Genomic DNA, 17259 nt, shown 5'->3' on the forward strand with positions numbered 1-17259 from the left:
CCTTCCATCGTCCTGGGACCTGGATGCCGCCGGCATCCCCGGGGACCGTTCATCTGAAAGGCACCGCCATGGATTCCGAAACACTCAAATCTGCCGTCCGCGACCGCTATGCGGGCTTCGTCACCAAGAACCAGAGCTGCTGTGGTCCTTCCACTTCCTGTGGTTGTGCGCCCGGCGACGCCAGCCTGGAACTGGGCTACGACCCGAAGGACCTGGCCGCCGTGCCCGAAGGCGCCAACCTGGGCCTGGGCTGCGGCAATCCCGTGGCCCTGGCCGCGCTGAAGCCCGGCGAGACCGTGCTGGACCTGGGCTCCGGCGCGGGCTTCGACGCCTTCCTCGCCGCCCAGCGCGTGGGCCCCGGAGGCCATGTCATCGGCGTGGACATGACGCCGGAGATGATCGCCCGGGCCACGGCCCTGGCCCGGAAACACGGCTACGGGAATGTCGAGTTCCGCCAGGGCGACATCGAGGCCCTGCCCGTGGACGACGCCAGCGTGGACGTCATCCTCTCCAACTGCGTGGTGAACCTCGCCCCGGACAAGGCCAAGGTCTTCCGTGAGGCCTTCCGCGTGCTGAAGGCCGGCGGCCGCCTCCATGTTTCCGACCTCGTGCTGGCCCGGCCCCTGCCCGAGGCGCTGCTCCAGGATCTGGACGCCTACGCCGCCTGCATCTCCGGCGCCATGCTGAAGGACGACTACCTGGCCGCCATCCGCGCCGCGGGTTTCGAGGGCGTGACCGTGGCCTCCGAGCGGGGCTTCGGCCTGGCGGAACTCTCGCCGGAATTGATGGCGCTGGCGAAGGAGCGCTACCCGGGCATGAGTCCGGAGGAACTGGAGCGTCTGGCCAGCTCAGTGCTCAGCGTCCAGGTGGAGGCCACCAAGACTGTGAAGGCCTGCTGCGCGCCCGGCTGCTGCGGGTGAGGGTGCCATGACGGATGCTTCGAAAAGCTGTGCTTGTGCTGCGCCGACGCCGACTCCGCGCGGCGGCTTCTGGACCTCGGGGGGGTGGCTGCTGGCCGCCCTCCCGGTCTGGGTCGGGCTCTACCTGATCCTCCAGCCCATCGCCGGCTGGCTGGCCTTCCGGGCTCTGGGGCTGGCCCCCGGCAGCCGCCTGGGCGAGGCCGTGGCCTTCTTCGCCTATGACGCGCCCAAGGTGCTGATGCTCCTCGGGGCTGTGGTGCTGGGCGTCAGCTTCGTGCAGACGTTCATCAGCCCCGAGCGCACCCGCGACCTGCTGGCGAAGCGCACCGGCGCCTGGAGCAACCTCCTGGCCTCGCTGCTGGGCATCGCCACCCCCTTCTGCTCCTGTTCGGCGGTGCCGCTCTTCATCGGCTTCGTGCGGGTGGGCGTGCCCCTGGGCGCCACCTTCAGCTTCCTGGTGTCGGCGCCCATGGTGAACGAGGTGGCGCTGTTCCTGCTGTTCGGCCTCTTCGGCTGGCGCATCGCCCTCCTCTACACCGTGACGGGCGTGGCGGTGGCCTTCGTGGCGGGCTGGATCCTCGGGAAGCTCCGCATGGAGCGCCATCTGGAGCCCTGGATCCTGGAGATCCCCTTCGAAGCGTCCAAGGCCTCCGACGCCCCCATGCGGCTCGCCGCGCGCCTGGACCTGGCGCTCCAGGCGACGAAGGACATCGTGGGGAAGGTGTGGATCTATGTCCTCATGGGCATCGCGGTCGGCGCCTTCCTCCACGGCTATGTGCCCGCGGAGCTGCTGGCCCGCGTCATGGGCAAGTCCGCCTGGTGGAGCGTGCCCCTGGCGGTGCTCATCGGCGTGCCCCTGTACTCCAACGCCGCCGGCATCATCCCCATCGTGCAGGTGCTGCTGGCCAAGGGCGCGGCCCTGGGCACGGCCCTGGCCTTCATGATGGCCGTCACGGGCCTGTCGCTGCCGGAGACCGTCATCCTGCGGAAGGTGCTCAAGCCCCGGCTGCTGGCGGTGTTCCTGGGCGTGGTGGCCGCGGGGATCGTGCTGGTGGGCTTCCTGTTCAACGCGCTGCTATGACGGGCAAAGGAAACCACCTACGCAGAGAGCGCGGAGAAAGCAGAGGTGCGCGGAGAAAGTCCGGCCCTCCTTCTCTGCGTCACTCCTGTCCCTCCGCGTTCTCTGCGTGTGTTTTTTGACCCGAGTAACCATGAGGTGATGCCATGAAGATCGAAGTGCTGGGCAGCGGCTGCGCCAAGTGCAAGCTGCTGGCGGAGCGGGCCGAGGAAGCCGCGAAGGGGCTGGGGGTGGACTTCACGCTGGTGAAGGTGACGGAATACCCGGACATCGTGGCCCGGGGCGTGATGTCCACGCCCGGCCTGGTGGTGGATGGCGTGGTGAAAAGCCAGGGCCACGTGCCCACGGTGGCAGCCATCAAGGACCTGCTGCGGTAGGATTTCCCCACACCACGAGGGGCGTTCATGCGCATCGGCATCCTGGGTTATGGCCGCTTCGGGCGCGCTCTGGGCGAGCTGCTCCGCGAGGCCGGCCATGGCTATCGGGCCTGGGATCCCGCCGTGGAGGTCCCCGTGGAGCGCCGGGCGACCGGTCTCCAGGATCTGGCGGACGCGGAGGCCCTGGTGCTGGCGGTCCCCGTGGCCGCCCAGGCCGCGGCCCTGGCGGGCCTTCGCCCCCACCTCCGGCCGGACCAGCTGGTCTTCGACGTGGGCAGTGTGAAGTCGGGCCCCTGCGCCCTGATGGACGCCCAGCTGGGGGCCGCCATCCCCCACGCGGGAACGCACCCCCTCTTCGGGCCCGTGAGCCTGGCCCGGGCCGAGCGGCCGCTGCGCGTGGTGCTCTGCCCCTCGGCCCACCATCCTGCCGCCGCAGACCGGGTGCAGGCCCTGTTCGAGAGCCTGGACTGCGAGGTGCTGCGCCAGAGCCCCGAGGACCACGACCGGGTGATGGCCACCACCCATGCCCTCACCTTCTTCATCGCCAAGGGGCTGCTGGCGGTGGGCGCCGGGGCCGAGCTGCCCTTCACGCCGCCCTCCTTCCACGCGATCGCCCGCACGCTGGAGTCCGTGCGCGAGGACGCCGGCCACCTCTTCGCCGCCCTCCAGAACCAGAATCCCTTCGCCGCCGGGGCCCGAGAGGGCCTGCTGGAGGCCCTCTCCGCCATCCACCAGACCCTGGCGGAAGCCGTGGCCGAGGGTGCGGACGAGCAGCAGCTGGCCATCCCCAGCCTGGGGGAGCGCTCCCCCATCCTCCAGGAGACCCGCGACCACATCGACACCCTGGACCAGGAGCTGGTGGCCCTCCTGGCCCGCCGCACGGAACTGGTGCTCCGCGCCGGCCGAGCCAAGGCCGAGCTGGGCCTGCCCGTGCACGATCCCGAGCGCGAGAGCGCTCAGCTCCAGGCCCGCCGTGCCTGGGCCCTGGAAGCGGGCCTGGACAGCCAAGGGGTCGAGGAGGTCTTCCGGGCCGTGCTGCGGGCTTCGCGCTCCGCTCAGGGCGCCAAGGGCTGACCGCCCTCCGCCGCGCCCGCCCAGGCCACCACCAGGATGCCTGCGGGCCGGTCTGCGGGCCGGGTTTCTCGGGTGATCTGGAGCTCCAGCGGCCAGGCCTCCGCCAGCCAGGGGGCTTCCAGGATCTGGAGGGCCTTCCCGTCAGGACCGGGACCCTGGAGATCCAGGTGCCTCCAGCCCTGGGCCGTCCTGATCCAGAGGACCGGATGCTCTCCAGCGGGGAGAGCCGGGAAGTTCGAGAGGGTGAGCACGGCGATCCCGGCGCCGGGGGCGCTGCGGAAGCTGGCGTGGAGGCCCATCTCCCCTGGGGCGGCCCCGGGCGGGGTCAGGCGCAGGGCCTTCGTCTGGCTGTCGGCCAGCAGGTGGAGGGCCCGCTGCTCGCTTCGGTCCTGGACGGCGTGCCGCTGGTAGATCCAGGTTCCCGTGACTCCCACGGCGGCAGCCAGGATGGCCACCAGGCCGCCCAGGTGCCGCTCCAGGCTCCGCAGGCCGCTGCGGATCCGGGTCTTCGCGGTGCCGAGGGGGACCTGGAGGGCCCGGGCCACCTCCTCGTGGGTGAGGTCAGCGAAGAAGGCCAGCCGCAGGGCCGCCCGTTGGGGTTCCGGCAGGGCCGCCAGCGCTTCCGACACCGCGTCCCGCTGGACTTCGCGCCAGAGGGCCTCGTCCGGAAGGGGGTCCTCCGCGGAGAGGGCCGCCTGCTCGAGGGGATCGCCGGCGGCCTGGGGGCGTCGGGCGCGGGCCCGCAGCTCGTCCAGCATCCGGTGGCGGCTGATGCCGAGGAGCCAGGTGCGGAAGGATCCTTTGGCTGGGTCGAAATCAGCCGCCTTCCGCCACACGGCGAGGAAGGTGTCCTGCACGACCTCCTCGGCCGCCGCCCGGTCCAGGGAGCGGCAGGCCAAGTGGAACACCAGGGGCGCATAGCGCCGGTGCAGCTGCTGCAGGGCCTCCTCCCGGCCCTCCCGGACCCGCTGGACGAGGATCGCGTCCTCCTCACCGGGGGGGCTGGCAGGGGAAGGGGGGACCGGGGCGGTCATCGTGGCTTCATCCTCTTCCCTCAAGCCTTCCTGGGCCAGTCCCGGCGGCCTAGGAATCCGGGTCAAAGCCGGGTCTCGGGGGGGACGGTGCTGGCGGTGTCCACCAGCAGCAGCCCCTGCGGGTCGGTCTCCTTCACCTCCAAGTGCCGCAGGTGGCGCTTGGCGGGCCCTTGCGTGACCTCGCCGTGGCCGTCGTACTCGCTGCCGTGGCAGGGGCAGGCGAAGCCGGCGGCGCCGTCCGCATGGACGATGCAGCCGAGATGCGTGCAGATGCCGGACAGGGCGTAGATCCCGCGCTCGTCCGCCATGAGGAAGAAGGCACCGAGCCGCCGGTAGTCCAGCACCTTGCCGGGTGTCAGGTCCGCCCGCGTGGCCTCGGTGAGCTTCAGCGGGTGGGGATCGGGCGGCAGCTCCGGCGGAACGGCAGGCTGCGCCCCGCCCGGGAGGGCCGCGCCCGCCAGCAGGAGGCCGAGGGTGGCGCAGAAGGCGCGTCGCGGGTGGACGGAGACCAGGGGTGGGCCGTCGGGATGCGCCATCGTCATGCCGGTGTCCCCGCGCCCTTCAGCGACTCGGCGAGAGGCTTCTCGGCCAGCACCAGGAGTCCCTCGCCGGTCTTCAGCTGGGGTTGGGTGTGGATCTGCCGGAAGCCGAGGCCCCGGTAGGGGTGGGCCGGGTCCCAGGGTACCGGCGCCCGCTTGGGGGCGGAGCCGGGGGCCGGCAGGGGGAAGATGAGCGAGGTGGCCGCGTGGTGCTGGATGTGGCCCGTGCGGTGGTGGTGCTCCTGGTGGATGTGGCCGTAGAACACCGTCACGAAGCGGTGGTCCTTCAGCAGGTCCAGGGCCTTCTGGCCGTCCAGGGTGGCCCAGTCCCAGTCGGGATAGAGGTCGAAGAGGGGCCGGTGCGCGAAGATCACCAGGGGCTCGTCCTTGGGCGTGTGGCTCAGCTCCCCCGCCAGCCACTTCAGCTGCTCGGCGCCGAGGATGGAGCCCACCTGGGACACGTTGTCCAGGGCGATGAAGTTCACGCCCCGGTGCGTGAAGGCGTAGTGCGAGATGCCGAAGGCCTCCCGGTAGGCTTCGCCGCGGTCCTCCGCTGCGTCATGTTCCCCCGGCAGGTAGCGGATCTGCCGGACCCGCAGCCGGCTGGCCTGCTGCTTGAACTCCGCCATGCGCTTGCGGCGGAGGAGCGGATCGTCGGTGTCGTGGGTGAGGTCGCCCGTGAAGATGACGAAGTCCGGCTGGGGATCGAGGGCATTCACCGCGTCGATGGCCTTGCCCAGGGTGCCGGTCGCATCCGGGTTGACCTTGGGCCCCTCGAAGCCCCAGTGGGTGTCTGACAGCTGCACCCAGTAGAAGTCCGAGGCTTTGGCGCCGCCCGCGGGGCCGAGCGCCTCCGCGAAGCCCGGAAGCCCCGTGGCGAACACGGCGCCCCCGATGCCCATGACCTTCAGGAAGGTCAGCCGATCCATCTGCGATCCCATGCGCCCCTCCTCCCGGGCTCGGCCCGGCGTTCCGTTCCCTCACTCGAGGGGACACAGAGGGATACGCCAGTCTTGGGGGATTGGATGTCGGGTCGGAGGATCGACCCCGATTTGGCCTACCAGGGCAGGTCCAGGGCCTTGCAGAGGAAGGCGACCAGGGGGGAGGCCTGCCGGCAGGCGGCGGCCACCTGGTCGACGAAATCCGGCGCCAGCACCTGGGCGTTCGTGAAGCCGACCGAGGTGTAGAAGTCCTTGAGCTTGAGGTCCTCCGCGCAGGGGTGGCCGGGGTCGAAGCCCTGGGGAACCCGCTTCAGTGCATCGCCTTCGATCTCCAGTCCGGACTTCCGGAGGGCCTTCCAGGCGGCGGGCTTGGCGGCGATGGCCTGGCGGACCTTGAACAGCGCCTCGGGATCCGGATGCCAGAGGCCGCCGCCCGCGAAGCTGCCGCCGGGCTCCAGGTGGAGGTAGAAGCCAGGCCCGTGGACGCCGCCGGCCTGCGCGGTCCGGTGGGGGAAGTGCGCCGCGACGTGAGTCTTGTAGGGCGTCTTGTCCTTGGCGAACCGCGTGTCGCGGTAGATCCGGAACAGGGAGCCACCCGAGGGCCGCGGATCGGCGAGGAAGTGGCGGCTGAGGGGGGCCAGGGGGCCGCTGAAGGCGGCGATGAGCCGCAGCATGGGCTCCCGGGCCTCAGCCTCGTACCGCGCCTTGTGCTCCAGGAACCACGCGCGCTCGTTGTGCGCCTTCAGGTCCTTCAGGAACCGGAAGAGGCCGGGTCCCAGCGGGTTCTCCAGTCCAGAAGGAGTCGTCTTGGCCGCCACATCGCCTCCGGAAGGGGGCCTTCAGGTTACGCCCAAAACAAGGCGGGCCCCATTTCGGGGGCCCAACCGCGAGCACGCGTTGAAAGGCGCCGAGGCGCCAGCGCGCATGGGCTTGCTTGAACGACGAAGGCCGCCTTTCGGCGGCCTTCTGCGTCGGTGGCATAACCTCCTCGCCGGGTCCCGACTACGCAGGCTGCCCCGCAGCCTGCTTCGTCACCCGGCGGTCGGTCACTTGCCGAAGCGCTTGCTGACTTCGCTCCACTTGATGTTCTCGACGAACGCCTCGAGGTACTTCGCGCGGGCGGTGCCGTAGTCGACCATGAACGCGTGCTCCCACGAGTCCAGCACCACGAGCAGGTCCTGCTCGATGGGCAGGCCCAGGTGGTGCTCGGCCACGAAGTAGGTGTGCAGCTTGCCGTCACGGCGGTTGCGGGTGAGCAGGGCCCAGCCGGGGCCGCCCATGGCGGTGGCCTTGAGGTCGGCGAGGACCTTGTCCTTGCCGCCCGCGGCCTCCAGGGCGGCCTTGAGGCCGGCGCTGATGTCGCTGTCGGCGCCCAGGTTCTCGAAGTAGAGCTCATGCAGGAAGGAGCCGTTGAAGGCCACGGCCTCGCGGCGCTTCAGCTCGCTGTACTCGTTGTAGGAGTAGTTGGGCTTGGTGTTGTCGGCGGTCGCCAGCCGCTCCTCGATCTCGTTCAGCTTGGTGACGTAGCCCTTGTAGAGGCCGAAGTGCTGATCCAGCTGGGAATCGCTGAGCCCCTTCAGGGCGCCGCCCTTCAGATGGTCGTAGTTCTTCGCGGTGTAGGCCATGGTGTCTCCTTGGCTGCGCTGAGCGCGGATGATTAGTTTACTGAAAAAGTCGGAAATTGGATGAAACAGACCCAATGTTCAGGTGCGGGTCCGGTATCCGACGCGGTGGCCGGGCTTGGCCCGGACACCGCGTCGGGGTGCATGAGGGGGGATGCAGAGGACGCGGAGCGGCCGGGCGGTCCCCCCTCGTTTGGATCACCCCAGCATCTCCCGGAGGAACCACGCCTCTTTCTGATGGACCTGCACGAAGCGGGTGAGCAGGTCCGCGGTGCCGGGATCGCCGGCGCCGCCGGCCAGTTCGATGCCCTCGTGCATGAGGGAGATGGTGGTCTCTTCGTTGGCCAGGGCCTCCTTCAGCATGGCCTCGGGATCCAGGCGGGCGGCGGGGTTGGAGATGTCGGCCTTGGTCTGGGCCTCGATCTGGGCCGGGGCGTGGATCGGCACGCCGCCCAGCATGCGGATGCGCTCCGCCAGCTCGTCCACCGTGCCGTCGGCGGCGGTGTACAGGTCCTCGAAGCGCAGGTGGTAGTCGCGGAAGTGGGGGCCGGTGACGGTCCAGTGGTAACGCTTGGCATTCAGGGCCAGCACGAAGGCGGTGGCCAGCTCGGTGTTCAGGTGGTCGATGACGGAACGGTTCATGGTCTCTCCTCAGGAAGGCCAGGCCTCCCAGGCGGCTGGCGCGGGCCAGCGGCCGGGGACCTCGGCGTGGTTGGAGACGAGGGCGGCGATGCGGCGGCCGTCCGGAATCAGGTAGCGCAGGGCGAGCACCGAGGGCAGGCGGTCGCTGGGGCCGGCGGTGCCGCGGTCCACGGACGGGGCCACGAGGGTGCCGTCCGAGAGCTCCAGCCGCAGCTGGTCCGGGAAGGTGTGCAGGGCCGCCAGGCGGCGGTCCCGCAGGTCATCCGGAAAGCCCAGCATCAGGGTGGCGGCGATGCTGCGGCCGGTCCCCTCGCGCCGCGGCGCCAGCACCGCGAAGGAGGCGCGGGCCTCGGCCAGGTCCCCCGCCGGGGCGGAGTCCAGCGTCATGCCCTCGGCCCAGAGGGTCTCGGCCACCTGGTCCGCCACGCTCTCCGCCGTTTCCGGCTGGAAGCTGATGCCCTCCGCCAGCTCCAGCCGCAGGGCCGCCTGGCGCGCCAGAAAAGCCTGGCGGGCCTGGAAGCGGGCGCGCTCGGTGGCGGGGTCGAAGGCGGGCGTCACCGGCAACTCAGACATGTTTCGCGATGTCGGCCGCGGGCTCGGCAAAGGTGGGCTTGGCGCCGGCCTGCAGCTTGGTGAGGGCCTCCTGGAAGCGGCCGGCGTGGAAGCGCTCCACCTTGGCCAGGGTCTCGAACCAGGCGGCGATCTCGGGGTAGCCCTCTTCCTTGGCCAGGCGGGCGAACTCGGGATACATGTCCGTGTACTCGTAGGTCTCGCCGGCCACCGCGGACTTCAGGTTGGTCAGCGTGTCGCCCAGGGGCAGGCCCGTCGCGGGATCCGCGGCCTTCTCCGCCAGGAACATCAGGTGCTTCAGGGCGTGGCCCGTTTCGCCATCAGCGCTGTGCTTGAAGAGGTCGGCCACTTCCTTCAGGCCTTCCTTCTCGGCCACTTGGGACATCCAGGTGTAGCGTCGGTTCGCCTGGCTCTCGCCGGCAAAGGCAGCCTTGAGGTTCTGGTGGGTCTTGGAGTCGGTGAAGGACATGGGATCTCCTCTTGGGCCGCAATCGGCGGCATCAAGGTAGAGCCATCCCCGTGCCAAAGCAATAAGTCAAATCATTGAATTAATTCTGGAAATTCCAAGGGTCGCGATCGCGCACCATCCTCGACCGGCCGGGAGCCGGATCCACGATATGTCGAGAGGTCCGAGGGTCAGCGGACCTTGGAAAGGCTGCTGCAGATCTGGGAGGCATCCACGCTGAGGGCCCGGCCGAAGCCGAGCACCAGGCGCCCGGCCGAGGGGCGGAGGAGGAAGAAGGAGAAGTCCCCCAGTTCGAGGGTCGGTTCCGCTTGCGGGAACCGCGCCAGGTAGGCTTCGGCCGCCGCCTCGTGGCGATCCGAGCCCCTGGGGATCTCCTCGGCCCGTCCCTGCACCGTGACGCGGGGCAGGGCCAGGGGATCCTGGCCCTCCTCCACGGGCACCATGAGCATCAGGCTGACCCGCGCATCGGCCCGCATGTCGCGGGTGTGCTGGGCCAGGCTGCTCACATGGACGAGGAAGCCCGAGCCATCCGCGGCCGGAACCACGGGCGCCATGGACACGAAGGGCCCGCCGTCCCGCAGGGTGCCGAGGGCGGCCACGGGAAGCCCGGTCAGCAGGGCGTGGAGCGTCGCTTCCGTGTTCGGATCCATGCAGGTCTCCTTCCCCGGGGCGGGACCCTCCATCATCCTCCGGACGGGAAGGGCGGTCTGCACCCCAGAGTGCGGCGGGGCCATACCCCGCCATGAACCCGGATCCTAGTGCCCCACCCAGTGTCCGAGGTACTCCCAGCAGGCCCGGTGGACCTCCGCGAATCCCTCCGCCTGGGGCACCAGGAACTGGAGCTGAAAGGGTCGGGGCCGCCCCTGCCAGTCGGCTCCCACCGGCGTGGGCTCGAACCCCTCTCGACGGGCGAGGGCCATGGCCCGGGGCAGGTGCCAGGCCGAACTGACCAGGGCCACGCGATGCCAGCCGAAGCGGCCCTGGAGCCGGCGGTAGGCGACCAGTTCATCGCGGGTGATCCAGCAGGGCTCCTCCACCACCAGGATCGCGGAGTCGGGGATGCCCAGGCCCCGCCAGAGGAGGCGGGTCTCTTCGCCGAGGTTCCGATCCCCGCTCACGGCATCATGGGTGGCGCCGCTGGCCACGAGGACCCGGGCCTTCCCGGCATGCCAGAGCCGGGCGGCGAGAACGATCCGGTCCCCCGCGTGGTTCGCCTGGGGCTGCCCAAAAGGATCTACCTGGCTCCCCCCGCCGAGGACGCACACCGCATCGAACGGCTGGACCGTGGTCATCTGCAGGGGAGGGATCGGGGCCTCCAGGCGTCTCGTGAGGATGGAGCCCAGGTAGACGTTCCCCGCGATCGCCTCCAGCACCGCGGCGCTCAGGAAGAGCAGGGCCGGAACCCGCTGCCGCCGGATGAAGCAGCGGAGGCAGCCGGCGAACAGGAGCAGCCAGAGGAGGCCCGCCGGCATGACCAGCAGGGCCAGGGTCTTCTGCAGGGAGAGCAGGGTCATGGTGCCTCCGGAGCGGCTTCGGACAAGAACGCCCCGGCCACGATGCGTCCCACGTCTGCCAGTGCGGCCTCGCGGTCGCGGGCGGAGGCGGTGGAGCCAGTGAGGTAGGCGGCTACGAGGATGGGTGCCCGGCCGGGCGGACGGAGGATGGCCACATCGTTCACGGTGCCCCGCGCCCCGGTGCCGGTCTTGTCGCCGACGATCCAGCCCGCGGGCAGGCCCGCCCGCAGCCGGGTCACACCTGTGGTGCAGCCCCGCATCCAGCCCTCCAGGCGCTGGCGGGAGGCCGGATGGAGGGCTTCGCCCAGGAGCAGGAGCTTCAGAGTGTCCACCATGGCCGACGGGGTGGTGGTGTCCCGGGGGTCGCCGGGGATGGCGGTGTTCAGGGCGGGCTCTGTGCGGTCCAGGCGGGTCACGGGATCGCCAAGCGAGCGGGCGAAGGCCGTCACGGCCCCGGGCCCGCCGAGGTGGCCCAGCAGCAGGTTGGCGGCGGTGTTGTCGCTGACCTCCACTGCGGCGGCGCAGAGGTCCGCGAGGGTCATGCGGCCCTCCGCCACCCGCGCGGTGGTGATGGGCGCGTACTCGAGCAGGTCCGCCCTGGTGTAGCGAAGGGCGCGGTCCAGCCCATCGGGGCCCCGGTCCACCCGGGCCAGCACGGCCCCGGCCAGCAGGACCTTGAACGTGCTGCACATGGGGAAGCGTTCGCCCCCCCGGTGGTCCAGGCGGCGGCCTGAGCCCGTGTCGAGCGCCGCCACGCCGAGGCGCCCCCCGACCCGCGCCTCCAGGGCTGCCAGAGGGTCCGAAGCAGAAGAAGCCAGCGGCGCTGGCGGGGCCGCCAGGAGGGGCAGCAGCGCGAGGATGGCCGCGAGCAGGGTCCGGACCATGGGGGCTCCATGAAAGCCCCCCGTTCTACCACGGAGAGCCGGCGCGGCCTACTCGGGCTGGCCGCCCTCCGGCGTGTCGTCCTGGCCTTCGGGTTCCGGAATGTCGTTGCCCTGGGCGTCCTTCTTCAGCGCCTTCTTCTGCAGCTTCTCTTCCTTCTTCTTCTGGCGGGCCAGGTCCTTCTGCCGCTTCTCGAAGTTGTAGTTGGGCTTTCTGGCCATGGCGCGTCCGATCTCAAAAAAGGTTGAAGCCTGTGAAGCCCTTTCCTTAGTCTACCGCCTCGTCCGGCGAAGTGCCTGGATCAGGTCGTCCAGCCGCTGGAGGAAGGTGGAGCGGTCCCGCGCCGTGAAGGGGGCCGGGCCGGTGCCCAGCTCGCCCATGGCCCGCAGGTGCGTCATCAGCTCGCGGCTGGCCAGGGCGTCGCCGATGGAATCCGGAGAGTACACCCGGCCTTTGGCATCCAGGGCCCGGGCGCCCTTCTCCAGGCAGCGGGCCGCCAGGGGGATGTCCGCCGTCACCGCGATGTCCGAGGCCGTGATGCGCTCCACGATCCAGTCGTCGGCGCCATCGAACTGCCCCCGTGCCACCACCACCGACTCGAACAGCGGATTCCGCGGCACCCGCAGGGGCGTGTTGGACACCAGGAGGACCCGGAGCCCGCAGCGGGTGGCCACGCGGAAGACCTCCTCCTTCACGGGGCAGGCGTCGGCATCCACGAAGATGCGGATGGCGGCCGGTTCGTCGCTCATGCTCCGGTCCCGAGCAGGGCCTGGATCGCCGCCGCGACGCGCCCCGCCTGGGCCGGGTCCGCCAGCCGCCCCTCCGCGTCCAGGCTCGATGCCGCCAGCGTGAGGCAGAGCGAGGCCTCGGGCACCACCCGCGCCGACATCACCGCCAGGGTGTGGGCGAGGGAAGCCTGGGCCTTGGCACCGCCCTCCGGCGATGGCGACGCGCTCCAGGCCGCCGCGGGCTTGCCCACGCAGGCGCCCGAGGAGACCACCCACTCCAGCAGGTTCTTCAGCACCGCGGGCATGGCGTGGATGTATTCGGGCGTGCAGATGAGGAGGGCATCCGCGGCCTGGATGCGGGCCCGCAGGTCGGCCACGGGCTCCGGCGCGGGCTCGAGGTCCCGCTCGGGGCTGAAGTGGGGCAGGTCGTCCAGCCGCTCCCAGAACTCGAAGGCCGCGGCCGGCGCCAGGCGGGCCGCCTCCCGCAGGAGCCGCGCGTTGAGGGAGCCGGGCCGCAGGCTCCCGGCCAAGGCGAGGATCCGCATCAGGCCTTCCGCCGCCAGACCAGCACCACGCCCACGGCGATGGCGGCCAGGCCCGCCCAGGACGGAATGCGCACCGTCTCCTTCTCCTTCAGGGTGAACTCCAGCGGGCCCAGCTTGGCGTCGTGGCTGCCCTTCGTATAGCTGAACTCCGGCCAGGCCAGGGCCGCGGCCCCGAGGGCGATGAGGGCCAGCCCGACGAGCGGCTTGAGACGCATGGGACCTCCAGGGGACGGTTCCATTCCAGCATGACGGGTCCCGGAAGGGGGCAGGCTCCGGGCGGAACCTCCCGGCCCGGGCGAGGGGACTTGGCCTCACGGCCCTGTGAGCGGCGCCTCGGCGAGCCGGCGCGCCCATTCGGCCTGCCGGGTCTTGAGGGTCTCCTTCAACGCCCAGGGGCTCAGATCCTCCTCGAGGACCTCCAGGAGCACGAACTCGAAGGCGGCCTCCCCCAGGCGGGTCCAGGCCGCCTGCAGGTCCCGGTCCAGGTGACGGCCGGCGTTGAGGGTGTGCCAGAGGCCGTTCTGGGTGGTGTCGAGGTTCGGGGCCGAGCCGGCCCAGGCGCGGCCCGTGGCCCGTTCCCGGACGGCGTAGATCCCGGGGCGCGGCCGGCGCTCCTTGTAGGCCCTCCGCGCCGCCTTCCGGTCGAAGGGCTCAGCCATGGGCGCCCCCTTCCTCCGCCGGAAAGGCCGGACCCGCCAGCCTCCATGCGTGGTCGCCCACATCGGCGGGCCAGGCGCGGAGGATCGCCTGGAAGGTCTCCCGGCTCCCGGCGTACAGGGCGCGCAGCGCCTCCTCGAAGCCCGGTTCGTCACCCGCCATGGCGGTCATGAAGCGGTGGGCGGCCTCCTGGGCCTCCCGGCGGCGCTCCTTCCCGCCGCTGGCCTGGCGGGCCTCCTCCACCAGCCTGCGCAGGGCCACGGAGGCCCCCCCGGGCTGGGCGTTCAGCCAGTCCCAGTGCCGGGGCAGCAGGGTGACTTCGCGGGCCACCACGCCGAGCTTCGGCCGCCCCCGGCCGCGGGGAGGGAGCGCCGCGGCCTCCTCGCGGCCCGCCCCGGGGGGCGACAGCCGGGCCACCACCGCCTCGGCGGTGCCGCGCAGGTCCAGGTCGACCACCCGGCCGGTCGCATCCTCGAAGGTCAGGAGGGGGGCCGTGGCCCCCTGGTCCAGGGCCGCCTTCACGGCCAAGGCCACTTCGGGAAGGGGCCCCGAGGCGAGCCGTCGAGTCCCCTGGAAGGCGGTGCAGAGCTTGACTGGATTTTCGGGCATGGCGTAGATCTCCGTCCGGAGGGACGAAGATAATTTACCCGGATGAATTTAGTGGGTCAATAATATCCGGGTAAAAAAGTGAAATCCGCCTCCGGGCGGCGCTCAGCCAACCTGGTCCACGCACCACTTCACGCCACCCCGGGCGGCCATGAAGAGGAACAGGAAGCAGAAGACGACCGCCGGCTCACCCTGGTTCACCGCGGGCCAGAAGGCGGCGCCGAGCTGGAACTTCCAGTGGAACTGGGTGTAGGCCACGGCCATCATGCCGCTGAGGACGAAGGCCGCCAGGCGCGTCTGGAAGCCCACCAGGATGGCCAGGCCGCCCACCAGCTCGAGGACGCCGCCGATCCAGATCTGCGAGCCCACCGGGGGCCGGAAGCCGCCCGCCACGCCGAAGAGCTTCTGGAACCCGTGGAAGACGAACAGCAGGCCCGCCACGATCCGCAGCAGGGCGTAGGTGTGATCGGCGTACTTCTCGAGCCACTTCATGCGGACCTCCGGGCAGGTTGTGGTGACATTTTGCCCAGAACCGCGCCGGAGGGAAGCGTCCAGGCGGCGGGCCTACCCATGCACCGGCGTGGCCGCGCCCGCGCCCACCACGGTGATCCAGGGGCGGACGGTCCAGCGGTGTACCAGGCCGTGGAGGACATAGGGATCCGCCGCCGCGAACCGCTGGGCCGCCGCCGGGGAATCGCCCTGGAACAGGAGGATCGACATGTCCACCGGGTCCGCCACGGCGCCGCCGAGCACCAGCTCGCCTCGGTGGTGGGCCTCCCAGGCCAGCGCGAGGTGCTCCTTCCGGAACTCTCCCCGGCGCTCCACATATTCCGGACCGACCTCATAAATCAGGAGGAAATGCATGGATATACCTCTGCAATGGGAAGGCGGCCCACAAGGACCGGCCTCCATGAGAGTAAAGATGGGGCGAAGTGGTTGACGGCGCCCCCGTCTTTTTCCAGGAGGGATGGGGCGCGTGGCGGCCTTGCGGCATCCTGAGCCGCCGCAAGGCCTGGGCCGGACCTCCGTAAACGATCCGCGGCCGCGGGCGTAACTCAGCATCAGCCAGGGGCCTGCCATGCATTCCATCTTCTTCGACCAAGGCCGGCGCCTGCGCAACGGGTGGTGGGCGCTCCTCTACCTGGCCATCCTGGTGACCTGCGCCAGCGCCTTCCAGGGGCTGGTGGCCCCGCTGCTGAAGCGGGCTGGGATCCGCGGCGGCGATTGGGTGGTGGGCCTCCTGTTCCTGTTCAGCCTGCTGGCGGCCTGGCTCTGCACCCGGCTCCGGGGTGAGTCCCTGGCCAGCACCGGCTGGCAGCTGAACGGCCGCTGGGTCCGGGAAGCCGCCTGGGGCACGCTGCTCGGGATCGGCGTCATGCTGCTGGCGGCGGGGCTGCTCTGGGCGGTGGGCGGAGTCACCTGGGAACTGGATCCCGGGCGCAGCTTCAGGAGCCTCGGGCTTGGCTTCGGGATGTTCGCGCTGGTGGCCCTGTGGGAGGAGAACCTGTTCCGGGGCTTCGTCTTCCAGCGGCTGGTGGCGGGCCTGGGAGCCTGGCCCGCCCAGGTGATCCTCGCGCTCTTCTTCGCCGGGGCCCACTGGGGCAACCCCGGCATGCACGGCGCCACCAAGGTCTGGGCCACCCTCGACATCGCCCTGGCCGCGGTGTTCCTGGGGCTGGCCTACCTCCGCACCCGCAGCCTGGCCCTGCCCATCGGCATCCACCTGGGGTGGAACTGGGCCCAGGGCCATGTCCTGGGCTTCGGGGTCAGCGGCACCTCGGTCGCGCACGGCTGGGTCCGTCCCGTGTTCCAGGGGAAACCGGAGTGGGTGAGCGGGGGCGCCTTCGGGCTGGAGGCCAGCGTCTTCGGGGTGGCCGCCGTGCTGGTGGGCATCCTCCTGCTGGGGTGGTGGCGGGGCTCGGCGCCGGCTTCTGCCGTGGCACCGGCCTCCCCGGGCCTCGGTTCCCTCTGAGCCCGGGCCGCAACCGGGACCGCGGCCGCCGGTCTCAGCCCTTGGGCCCCGGGCCCTTCCGGGCGGGCTTGCGCCGGCGCTCCGGCTTCTTCGGCCTGGCCGGTGGCTGGGTGGCGCTGTCGTAGAGGGTCTCCAGGCGGATGGCCTTGGCCGAGGTGTCCGCCGCCTTGTGGATCTCCTTCAGCACCGAGGCCACCAGATCCAGGTCCGCCGCATCGCCCTTCAGCAGCTCCTGGAAGGCCCTGGACTTCAGCTCCTCCAGCCGCTTCGACTGCCGCTTCCCCGCCGCCCAGTTCAGCAGCTTGGAGAACAGCTCATAGCCGAGCTTGAGTTCAGGGGTGGGGAGGGACATGGGTGCGGATCAGGCCGTCAGGGACCTCCGCCGGGCCAGCAGTCCGCGCAGCGCCAGCGCCTGGACCACGGTGACGGCGTTCGAGGTGGCCCAGTAGAGGCCCAGGGCGGAGGGCAGGGCGGCGACGGCGATCACCGAGATCACCACGGGAATCCCGATCATGAGCAGCATGGAGGCGTTGCCGGTGGCGCCGGGCATAAGGGCCGTGCCCAAAAGCATGAGGGCGCCGACGAGGATGGTCAGTGCGAGGTTGGGCCGCGCGAGGTTGGGGATCCACAGGAACCGGGAGCTGAACACCATGCGCTTGAGGACCTGGAAGATGCCCAGGCCGAAGAGCCCCTGGGAGCCCATGTTCAGCACGGACACCTTGTCCAGGAAGGTGATGCCGTGCTGGCGGTACAGCGCCATGGTCTGGGTGGCCAGCTCGGTCGGGTTGTCCTTGAGTTTCTCGCGCAGCTTCTCCAGCTCGGGCTTGATTCGCTCCATGGCCTCCTTGTTCTTCTGGGCCTTGTAGGCGGCCGTCAGCGACACGGGCATCAGCGCCGTGCGGGCCATCAGCGTGAGGGCGATGATCGCCGCCGCCTCCGAAAGCCCCAGGTGCGCTCCGAGAAAGCCAAGGGCGGTCTCAAGGAGGTGGGTCCACATGGTCCACAGTGGCATCGGGGCTCCTGGGTCAGGGTGGAAGGATGGTGACAGATCTGCCTAAAAGGGGTGGCCTTTACGTCGGGAACCTTGTCGCG

Annotated in this window: 26 protein-coding genes; 5 read left to right on the plus strand and 21 right to left on the minus strand. The window is 70.7% G+C overall.

What is annotated here, in order from left to right:
- The first annotated feature begins 68 nt into the window (after positions 1–68).
- The 4 genes from arsM to MLE43_RS08890 all read left to right on the plus strand — a co-directional run bounded on the left by arsM (position 69) and on the right by MLE43_RS08890 (position 3449).
- Positions 69–920 (plus strand): arsenite methyltransferase, encoded by an 852-nt coding sequence (gene arsM, locus MLE43_RS08875; protein ID WP_243303303.1) that lies wholly within the window; start codon positions 69–71, stop codon positions 918–920.
- A gap of 7 nt (positions 921–927) precedes the next feature.
- Entirely contained in the window at positions 928–2001 is a 1074-nt protein-coding gene (locus tag MLE43_RS08880; RefSeq protein ID WP_243303305.1) for a permease, read from the plus strand.
- A 143-nt stretch (positions 2002–2144) separates the two neighbouring features.
- Complete coding sequence (locus tag MLE43_RS08885) at positions 2145–2375, plus strand: thioredoxin family protein (RefSeq protein WP_243303308.1); 231 nt, start codon at positions 2145–2147, stop codon at positions 2373–2375.
- 27 nt (positions 2376–2402) lie between these two features.
- On the plus strand, positions 2403–3449 hold the full coding sequence (locus MLE43_RS08890) for a prephenate dehydrogenase/arogenate dehydrogenase family protein (protein ID WP_243303309.1): 1047 nt from the start codon (positions 2403–2405) through the stop codon (positions 3447–3449).
- Here the strand turns inward: MLE43_RS08890 and MLE43_RS08895 are convergent.
- The 19 genes from MLE43_RS08895 to MLE43_RS08985 all read right to left on the minus strand — a co-directional run bounded on the left by MLE43_RS08895 (position 3431) and on the right by MLE43_RS08985 (position 15059).
- Positions 3431–4483: an RNA polymerase sigma factor gene (locus MLE43_RS08895; RefSeq protein ID WP_243303311.1), complete on the minus strand. Its 1053-nt coding sequence runs from the start codon at positions 4481–4483 to the stop codon at positions 3431–3433. The genes MLE43_RS08890 and MLE43_RS08895 overlap by 19 nt on opposite strands.
- 62 nt (positions 4484–4545) lie before the next feature.
- Positions 4546–5025: a QcrA and Rieske domain-containing protein gene (locus MLE43_RS08900; protein ID WP_243303313.1), complete on the minus strand. Its 480-nt coding sequence runs from the start codon at positions 5023–5025 to the stop codon at positions 4546–4548.
- A complete protein-coding gene (locus MLE43_RS08905) occupies positions 5022–5963 on the minus strand; it encodes a metallophosphoesterase family protein (protein WP_243303317.1) in 942 nt (313 codons plus the stop codon). Before MLE43_RS08905 ends, MLE43_RS08900 begins: the two co-directional genes overlap by 4 nt.
- 116 nt (positions 5964–6079) lie before the next feature.
- Positions 6080–6781, minus strand: coding sequence for a DUF2461 domain-containing protein (locus MLE43_RS08910; RefSeq protein ID WP_243303319.1), 702 nt, complete (start codon positions 6779–6781; stop codon positions 6080–6082).
- Between the two features lie 228 nt (positions 6782–7009).
- Complete coding sequence (locus tag MLE43_RS08915; protein ID WP_243303322.1) at positions 7010–7588, minus strand: Fe-Mn family superoxide dismutase; 579 nt, start codon at positions 7586–7588, stop codon at positions 7010–7012.
- 195 nt (positions 7589–7783) lie between these two features.
- Positions 7784–8227: a Dps family protein gene (locus tag MLE43_RS08920; protein ID WP_243303324.1), complete on the minus strand. Its 444-nt coding sequence runs from the start codon at positions 8225–8227 to the stop codon at positions 7784–7786.
- Between the two features lie 9 nt (positions 8228–8236).
- A complete protein-coding gene (locus MLE43_RS08925; protein ID WP_243303327.1) occupies positions 8237–8800 on the minus strand; it encodes a DUF3501 family protein in 564 nt (187 codons plus the stop codon).
- Complete coding sequence (locus tag MLE43_RS08930; protein WP_243303328.1) at positions 8793–9266, minus strand: rubrerythrin family protein; 474 nt, start codon at positions 9264–9266, stop codon at positions 8793–8795. Before MLE43_RS08930 ends, MLE43_RS08925 begins: the two co-directional genes overlap by 8 nt.
- 167 nt (positions 9267–9433) lie before the next feature.
- The gene (locus MLE43_RS08935) at positions 9434–9913 is read right to left on the minus strand and encodes a HugZ family pyridoxamine 5'-phosphate oxidase (RefSeq protein WP_243303329.1); all 480 of its coding nucleotides are present in this window, start codon (positions 9911–9913) and stop codon (positions 9434–9436) included.
- Positions 9914–10018: 105 nt separating this feature from the next.
- Positions 10019–10777: a YdcF family protein gene (locus tag MLE43_RS08940; protein WP_243303330.1), complete on the minus strand. Its 759-nt coding sequence runs from the start codon at positions 10775–10777 to the stop codon at positions 10019–10021.
- A complete protein-coding gene (bla, locus tag MLE43_RS08945; protein ID WP_243303331.1) occupies positions 10774–11661 on the minus strand; it encodes a class A beta-lactamase in 888 nt (295 codons plus the stop codon). Before bla ends, MLE43_RS08940 begins: the two co-directional genes overlap by 4 nt.
- Before the next feature lie 48 nt (positions 11662–11709).
- Entirely contained in the window at positions 11710–11880 is a 171-nt protein-coding gene (locus MLE43_RS08950; protein WP_243303333.1) for a hypothetical protein, read from the minus strand.
- A gap of 51 nt (positions 11881–11931) precedes the next feature.
- Positions 11932–12408, minus strand: a complete 477-nt coding sequence (locus MLE43_RS08955; RefSeq protein ID WP_243303335.1) for a YaiI/YqxD family protein — start codon at positions 12406–12408, stop codon at positions 11932–11934.
- On the minus strand, positions 12405–12932 hold the full coding sequence (locus MLE43_RS08960; protein WP_243303336.1) for an NADPH-dependent FMN reductase: 528 nt from the start codon (positions 12930–12932) through the stop codon (positions 12405–12407). Before MLE43_RS08960 ends, MLE43_RS08955 begins: the two co-directional genes overlap by 4 nt.
- Positions 12932–13147: a hypothetical protein gene (locus MLE43_RS08965; protein WP_243303337.1), complete on the minus strand. Its 216-nt coding sequence runs from the start codon at positions 13145–13147 to the stop codon at positions 12932–12934. The genes MLE43_RS08960 and MLE43_RS08965 overlap by 1 nt, the downstream gene beginning before the upstream one ends.
- Before the next feature lie 96 nt (positions 13148–13243).
- Complete coding sequence (locus MLE43_RS08970) at positions 13244–13591, minus strand: GIY-YIG nuclease family protein (RefSeq protein ID WP_243303338.1); 348 nt, start codon at positions 13589–13591, stop codon at positions 13244–13246.
- On the minus strand, positions 13584–14198 hold the full coding sequence (locus MLE43_RS08975) for a DUF2239 family protein (RefSeq protein WP_243303339.1): 615 nt from the start codon (positions 14196–14198) through the stop codon (positions 13584–13586). Before MLE43_RS08975 ends, MLE43_RS08970 begins: the two co-directional genes overlap by 8 nt.
- A 102-nt stretch (positions 14199–14300) precedes the next feature.
- Positions 14301–14687 carry a DoxX family protein gene (locus MLE43_RS08980; protein ID WP_243303341.1) on the minus strand — a complete coding sequence of 129 codons (387 nt, stop codon included), beginning with the start codon at positions 14685–14687 and terminating at the stop codon, positions 14301–14303.
- A 72-nt stretch (positions 14688–14759) separates the two neighbouring features.
- The gene (locus MLE43_RS08985; RefSeq protein ID WP_243303343.1) at positions 14760–15059 is read right to left on the minus strand and encodes a YciI-like protein; all 300 of its coding nucleotides are present in this window, start codon (positions 15057–15059) and stop codon (positions 14760–14762) included.
- A gap of 214 nt (positions 15060–15273) precedes the next feature.
- Between MLE43_RS08985 and MLE43_RS08990 the strand changes: the two genes are divergently transcribed.
- Positions 15274–16167 (plus strand): CPBP family intramembrane glutamic endopeptidase, encoded by an 894-nt coding sequence (locus MLE43_RS08990; protein WP_243303344.1) that lies wholly within the window; start codon positions 15274–15276, stop codon positions 16165–16167.
- Positions 16168–16201: 34 nt separating this feature from the next.
- Here MLE43_RS08990 and MLE43_RS08995 read toward each other — a convergent pair whose 3' ends face one another.
- Positions 16202–16519 carry a hypothetical protein gene (locus MLE43_RS08995; protein ID WP_243303345.1) on the minus strand — a complete coding sequence of 106 codons (318 nt, stop codon included), beginning with the start codon at positions 16517–16519 and terminating at the stop codon, positions 16202–16204.
- A gap of 9 nt (positions 16520–16528) precedes the next feature.
- On the minus strand, positions 16529–17179 hold the full coding sequence (locus MLE43_RS09000) for a YidC/Oxa1 family membrane protein insertase (RefSeq protein ID WP_243303346.1): 651 nt from the start codon (positions 17177–17179) through the stop codon (positions 16529–16531).
- Positions 17180–17259: the final 80 nt, after the last annotated feature.

The sequence above is a fragment of the Geothrix oryzisoli genome, from assembly GCF_022808865.1.
Taxonomy (GTDB): domain Bacteria; phylum Acidobacteriota; class Holophagae; order Holophagales; family Holophagaceae; genus Geothrix; species Geothrix oryzisoli.